Consider the following 6,195-nt stretch of genomic DNA (forward strand, 5'->3'; position numbering starts at 1 on the left):
TAAAAAAGCAATATAAATTAATATATTGCTCTAAGCTGTGCCCGGAACAGGAATCGAACCTGCACATTGTTGCCAATACCAGATTTTGAGTCTGGCGCGTCTACCAATTCCGCCATCCGGGCAGTAAACAATTGTAAAAACCCTTAAATGAGATGCTTTATTAAGGGCTGCAATATTACATATTCCGCTAAGAATAGCAATATTTTTTTTACCCGTTTCCGTTATACAAATAAAATTGATAGTATAGCTTCTTTTTACCATTTATATTTACCGGTATGATCAGAATAGGGCTGATAAAAGAAGGTAAACATCCTGCCGACAACCGCGTAGCATTAACACCTGCTCAATGCAAATGGATACATAAACAAACGGCGGATGTAAAGATTATTGCTCAAAGCTCGGCTCACCGTTGTTTTACCGATAAGGAATACAGTGCTGCAGGTGTTGAAGTAAAAGAAGACATGAGCGGTTGCGATATTTTGTTCGGTATCAAAGAAGTGCCGGTTGATATGCTGATACCGGACAAAACCTATCTTTTCTTTTCCCATACCAGAAAAAAACAGCTCAAAAATCAAAAATTGCTACGGGCAATAATTGAAAAAAAAATAACGCTTATAGATTATGAATGTCTTGAACATGAAGACGGGCAACGGATCATTGGCTTTGGTTTTTTTGCGGGCGTGGTTGGTGCGCATAACGGACTGATGGCTTATGGCAAACGTACCAGTTTGTATGATCTTGAACGTGTTTATAAGCAAAGAAGCTTCCGGGAACTGATACATACGTATTTCGGATTGCGGATACCTAATGTAAAGATCGCCGTGACAGGATCGGGACGCGTAGCTCACGGTATTGTTGAAATCATGAATCTTGTAGGCATTCACGAAGTGGAGCCCGACGAATACCTGAGCCGCAGATTTGCCTACCCTGTATACACGCAGCTAAAAGGAGCCGATCTTTACAGGCATAAACAAACGGGCACCTATACCCGCGTTGATTTTCACGAACATCCTGAACAATATGCCTGTACTTTTTTGCCTTATTCCGAACAAACAGATATTTTATTGAATGGGGTGTACTGGGAACAAACCATGCCCCGTTTGTTTGAAAAGGAAGCTATCGGTTCCGACCGGTTTATCATTCAAACCATTGCCGATATTACAGATGACACCAACGGGTCGGTGCCCATCAATCTTGGCGATCAAACCATTGAAGACCCGGTATACGGAGTGAGCAGGAAAAGCTTTGAAAAAACAGCACCCTACCAGGAGGGGTCTGTTGATATTATTGCAGTGGGCAACCTGCCCAATGAACTGCCGCGGGATGCTTCCCGGTATTTTGGTGAACAGTTAATAAAATATATTCTGGAAGACCTTGTCAACAACGGATCACCCATGATAAAAAGGGCTACCATTGTTTACAAAGGGAAGCTTACCCCGTCGTATGAATATCTGAAAGATTATGCCGGGCTACTGAAAAACTAAAAATACGAATACACAAATGTCGCCACAAAGGCACAGAGACACAAAGGAAAAAGCTTTGTGGTTTCGTGTCCCCGTGGCAAAAATTAAATACCTGTGGCTCCGAAAAAGATTTTATAAATACAAATAATAATCTTTCAGTAAGGCTGTAAACGCATTGCTGTAGCTGCCGTCATTTTGTTTTATTATAAGTTCGTCTTCCTGTAAGGCATCTGGTTTATGACGTGTAAAATGCAGGATGCTGCGAAAATGATCGTGCCGGGGCGTTTGCCTCACGAGGAGCTTTTCCGATAAATAAAATTCTTTATTCAATGCAAGTTGTTCAAATGGCACTGTGCGGTGAAAGGGTAGGAGTACACCAAAGCTGCCCCGGTCTGCCAGGTTGTGATCAATAACCTGTATAAGCGTTCCCAGCGTTAGACCGGTATCGTGTTTGGCCAGGTCCTTCTTTTCATTACCCGACTTCAGATCATTTTCATAAAAAGGTGGATTACAGATAATAAAATCATATAGCTCCGGGAAAGCATAAGTAATTGCATCGCCCATAAACGCATTGATCATATTCTTCCATTGACTTCGCTCAACATTTTCCGTCATTTGTTTAAAAGACTGTGTGTCTTTTTCAATGGCATCAAATTGCGCTTTTGTTTTCTGTGCCAGCATCAGTGTGAGCAGTCCCGAGCCCCCGCCAATATCAAGCACTCTGCTGCCCTGCGGTATCTTTTTTGCAAACCATGCGCCCAGTATGCAGGCATCGGTACACACTTTCATAGCGCACCGGTCGTGCTGTACGGTAAATTGTTTAAATTGAAAGTAGGGGTTGGGCATTAAGGGATTTGTGATTTGAAATTTAGATGGGGTTAGTTTATCGTTTATAAGTTTATGGTTTATAGTTGAATTTGGCTTCGGATTTAATACTTTGGTTTTCGGATTTTGAATTTTACCCGGCCCTTTGAACATTGTTCAATTTTATTCAACTGTTGAATTGGAAGAACCCGTGCCCCTTGCTGATGTTAAGCGCCGTCCCTCTACACAGCGTGGAGAGAGAACGAGGGTGAGGCGCTCTAATGCCATACTGTAACCCGGCCCTACCGGCAGGCAAATATCATCTATCCAGATATTGTATTTATCCATACGGGTAATTTTATTATTGGCAACCATATAGGAGCGGTGAATGCGGGTAAACCGAACGGCAGGAAGCAGCGCTTCTACTTCATTCATGGTAAGCCTGGAAAGTATTTTATTTTCAGTAAGTATAAAGTGAATGTAATTTCCGGCACTCTGCAGGTATACGATATCGTTGAAGTCTATCCTCACCTGTTCATAGCCACTCTTTATAAATACATGGTCGGGGCTGATTTCCTGAGCCGAAGCGGAAGACTTCAACCGGTGCAGCTCATTGGCCTTATTGGCGGCTTTTAAAAAACGGGCAAGTGAAAATGGTTTCAAAAGATAATCAACCGCATCTAATTCAAAACTTTCTACAGCATGTTCGCTATAGGCAGTAGTGAAGATGATCATAGGAGGCTGTGCAACTGATTTCAGCCAGTCAATACCGCTGATGTCCGGCATCTTGATATCAAGGAAGATCAGGTCTGTTTTTTGTTGCTGCAAATAAGCAAGCGCTTCAAAAGCATTGGTAAAGCAGGCGTGTAAGTGTATAAAAGGTACTTTTGCCGAAAGTGATTTTACCACTTCCAGCGCAATGGGCTCATCGTCTATGGCGATAGTGTGGAGCATTTAGAAAATATAAGCCTAAAGATTTGCTGCGGCCGGCATCTTCATTTTATTTGTGAATAAAACTACAAAACTTCATCCGGTTGCCTGTACAATTTAATTCCTGCTAAAATACAGCAGCTTGCTTTTCAACTGTTCCCAGAACTGCCGCACTTTACCGGGGTTTTGCTTCCATTGGTTAAAATAATTTTCAGCCTCTTTACGGCGGTATGCATCTATCTCAGCCATAACTTCATTTTGCAGTTGTTTATCGGAAGCCAGTGCTTTTTCATAAAACGTTTTTTCCACTTCATGAAAGGCCGCCCTTTCGTTTTGCCATGCCAGTTTCTTCTGCAAAACGGCATCCTGCACTTTTTCTTCATACAATCCCGAAGGCATCATGAGCTTGGTAAGCAATGGCATTAATTCTATCAGCATGATCAGCATGATCACCAGCCGGTAACGGTATTTAACAGGAGGGTGGGTAAGCATCAGATCGTCTAAGGTTTCTATACGGGTTAGAAATCCGTCTGACAGCCCTGATTCAAATTCGCCTATACGTGCCTGTATATTATTTTCTAATTTCTTTTCCTGTGCCAGCGCACTGTCTAAAGGCGCCTGCACCGTTCTTTTCCAGGCTATCATGTCTTCTTCCGCTTTCAGGTAGGCCATTTTCTTTACACGGGCTATGGCATATTCGCCAATCTTACCGGAACCTCCGGTGCCGTCTGTTTCACGGATATAGGCATTCTTAAGGTCAAGAATTTCCTGTTCGCGGCTTTTCTGCTCATTGCGGATACGGTCAATTTCTGACCTGGTAGTTTGTAAGGGTATGGTATTTTCCTGCCGGATCTGTTGGGTATACGCTGCTGTTTTCTTTTCTTTTACAACAGGCAGATGCGCATCCACATCTTTTTTAAAGAGCATCAATACAACGGGCTGCGATAAAAAGAAGCCAATGGTAAGCGCAAGTACAAGCCTTACGGATAGCGACAGCCAGCGGTTCTTACCACCGTTGCTGTTAATGCCTGCAATGAGGCCGCGGTCTATGGTAAGGATCACAAATCCAAAAAAAACAGCAGCAGGTAAAATGACCAGGATATCATCAAATAAAGTAGAAAAAAAATAGCCCCAGGCCAAAGTGGCAAAGATCCAGGTAGCCATTACCGTGTAGCCGATCACGGTATAACGGAACCTGTCGGGCCCGCAATCCTTCATCAGCCTGGCATCGGCTGCCGCCATCCACCATAATATTTTATCCCATGAAGATGTTTCAGTGTCATAGCCGGATGGTGAGGTGGATGAAGTATTCTGTGTTGGTTGATCTGATATGTAATTCATGTTGCCCCGGATATAAAAGTGATAAACGTTGTTTTACATTTTCCAGTCCTATGCCTGACCGGTTTTTTTCGGGATCATCTTCTTTTTTAAGATGAACGCTATTATAAACATCGAAATAAAGATTTTCAGTATCACACGATATGTTAATTTTTATCCATGATTTTTCTTTGAGGCTGATACCATGCTTGAAAGCGTTTTCCACAAAAGGGATGAGCAGCATGGGAGCGATGTAGTGGCGGCAATCTTTATCCTTTATAGTAAGGTCTATGGCTATATCCGGAGATGTAAGTGTGCGCAGCCTTTGGAGGTCAATATAATTTGTTAAATAGTTGATCTCTTTGTCTAAGGGTATCTTTTCTTCCTGGTTCTCCTGGAGCATGAACCGCATCATGTCGCCCAGCTTTTGCACACCTTCTGCCGTGCGGTCGGCATTTTCCTGGAGGGCAGTGCCATAAATGGTGTTGAGGGCGTTGAATAAAAAATGAGGATTGATCTGGGAGCGCAGGAAATCTATATCGGCGCTTTTTTGCGAAACGGTTTCTTTAAGGTGCTGTATTTCTTTTGATTTTTCTCTTTGCTGATCAAAATGGAATCGGGCCAAGAACCAGGTAACCAATAGCAGTCCTAAAACAAAAAGGACAACGGAAAAAAATACTCCTTCATTTCTGGCTGCTTCGGAAAGCACAGCAAATAATACAAACAAAGGAATGCCGAAAACAATAATAATAAGTAAAGAAGGGAATAACAGTTTTCTTTTTTTGGCGTGTACTGCATACCGCGGTAAAAAAAAATAAGCCCATAAAAAGAACAGTGTGATAAAAAAAGGAAGGAGCACAAGAACGAATGCGGGAACCCACCGGAAAATATATTCCCTGAAAACAAAGGAAAAACCCAGTAGCATTATCCATGACCAGCCCGTTACAACAATTTCAATAAATAATTTTTTATATGCCGGTTTGGTTTTCAAAATTTCATTGTACAACCAAGCTACCAGCATTTTACACAGGTAATAAGCGGTAAACAGCAGGAAAACAACTAAGGTTTGTCCGAAGGATTCTTTCATTACCTGCATATCGGCTCCTTTTTTGGTATCGTATATGGCGTACAGGGGATATCTCAGCCAGGTATTGCAGATGAATACAACCAGGAATACCACCACAAACGATATAAAAAACGAACCCGCAACAGCCATGTAGTTTTTCTTCCCGAGCTGCTGCGGAAGGATCTTGAAATTTAATGCAAAGAGAACGGCAGCAATAACAACAACAATGATAAGCTGGGGGATCAGGTAATACTTGTAATAATCAAAAACAAGATGGTTGCGGATGGCCGCCTGTCCGTATTTATGTAATAAAGCATTCGAAGAAAAACTTACGCTTTCATATGCTTTTACAAACATGTAAATGAGGAGAATGGTCACTGCCCCCCAGGGCTCTAACTTTTTTATTTGCATAAACCGTAAAAGTTTTTGCAATAGTAAGGCAGATAGGCTATGCAGTTATTAAAATGTGATGAAAGCGGGGTTCGATGTGATGAAACTTCGCGAATACCGCCCACCTGACAATGCTATAATCATCTCTTACCTCCTGGGCTATTTAGCAATCAGTCTATATGAAAAAGGTTTCGGAGCAGCAGCAGTCGAAAAGATTGCTCTTTA

Annotated in this window: 5 protein-coding genes and 1 tRNA gene; 1 reads left to right on the top strand and 5 read right to left on the bottom strand. The window is 42.1% G+C overall.

Annotation, left to right across the window (positions count from 1 at the left end):
- Positions 1-38 precede the first annotated feature (38 nt).
- Positions 39-122, bottom strand: a tRNA-Leu gene (locus tag PLH26_RS19150).
- A 153-nt stretch (positions 123-275) separates the two neighbouring features.
- On the opposite strand from PLH26_RS19150, the gene PLH26_RS19155 reads away from it, so the two are divergent.
- A complete protein-coding gene (locus PLH26_RS19155; RefSeq protein ID WP_324587631.1) occupies positions 276-1,484 on the top strand; it encodes an NAD(P)-dependent oxidoreductase in 1,209 nt (402 codons plus the stop codon).
- A 111-nt stretch (positions 1,485-1,595) separates the two neighbouring features.
- Here the strand turns inward: PLH26_RS19155 and PLH26_RS19160 are convergent, their stop codons facing one another.
- The 4 genes from PLH26_RS19160 to PLH26_RS19175 all read right to left on the bottom strand — a co-directional run bounded on the left by PLH26_RS19160 (position 1,596) and on the right by PLH26_RS19175 (position 5,991).
- The gene (locus PLH26_RS19160) at positions 1,596-2,309 is read right to left on the bottom strand and encodes a tRNA1(Val) (adenine(37)-N6)-methyltransferase (RefSeq protein WP_324587632.1); all 714 of its coding nucleotides are present in this window, start codon (positions 2,307-2,309) and stop codon (positions 1,596-1,598) included.
- 141 nt (positions 2,310-2,450) lie between these two features.
- Positions 2,451-3,221, bottom strand: coding sequence for a LytR/AlgR family response regulator transcription factor (locus PLH26_RS19165; RefSeq protein ID WP_324587633.1), 771 nt, complete (start codon positions 3,219-3,221; stop codon positions 2,451-2,453).
- A 93-nt stretch (positions 3,222-3,314) separates the two neighbouring features.
- Positions 3,315-4,538, bottom strand: coding sequence for a DUF4407 domain-containing protein (locus PLH26_RS19170; protein ID WP_324587634.1), 1,224 nt, complete (start codon positions 4,536-4,538; stop codon positions 3,315-3,317).
- Positions 4,477-5,991 carry a sensor histidine kinase gene (locus tag PLH26_RS19175; protein WP_324587635.1) on the bottom strand — a complete coding sequence of 505 codons (1,515 nt, stop codon included), beginning with the start codon at positions 5,989-5,991 and terminating at the stop codon, positions 4,477-4,479. Before PLH26_RS19175 ends, PLH26_RS19170 begins: the two co-directional genes overlap by 62 nt.
- Positions 5,992-6,195 lie beyond the last annotated feature (204 nt).

The sequence above is a fragment of the Agriterribacter sp. genome (assembly GCF_035444585.1).
Classification (GTDB): domain Bacteria; phylum Bacteroidota; class Bacteroidia; order Chitinophagales; family Chitinophagaceae; genus Agriterribacter.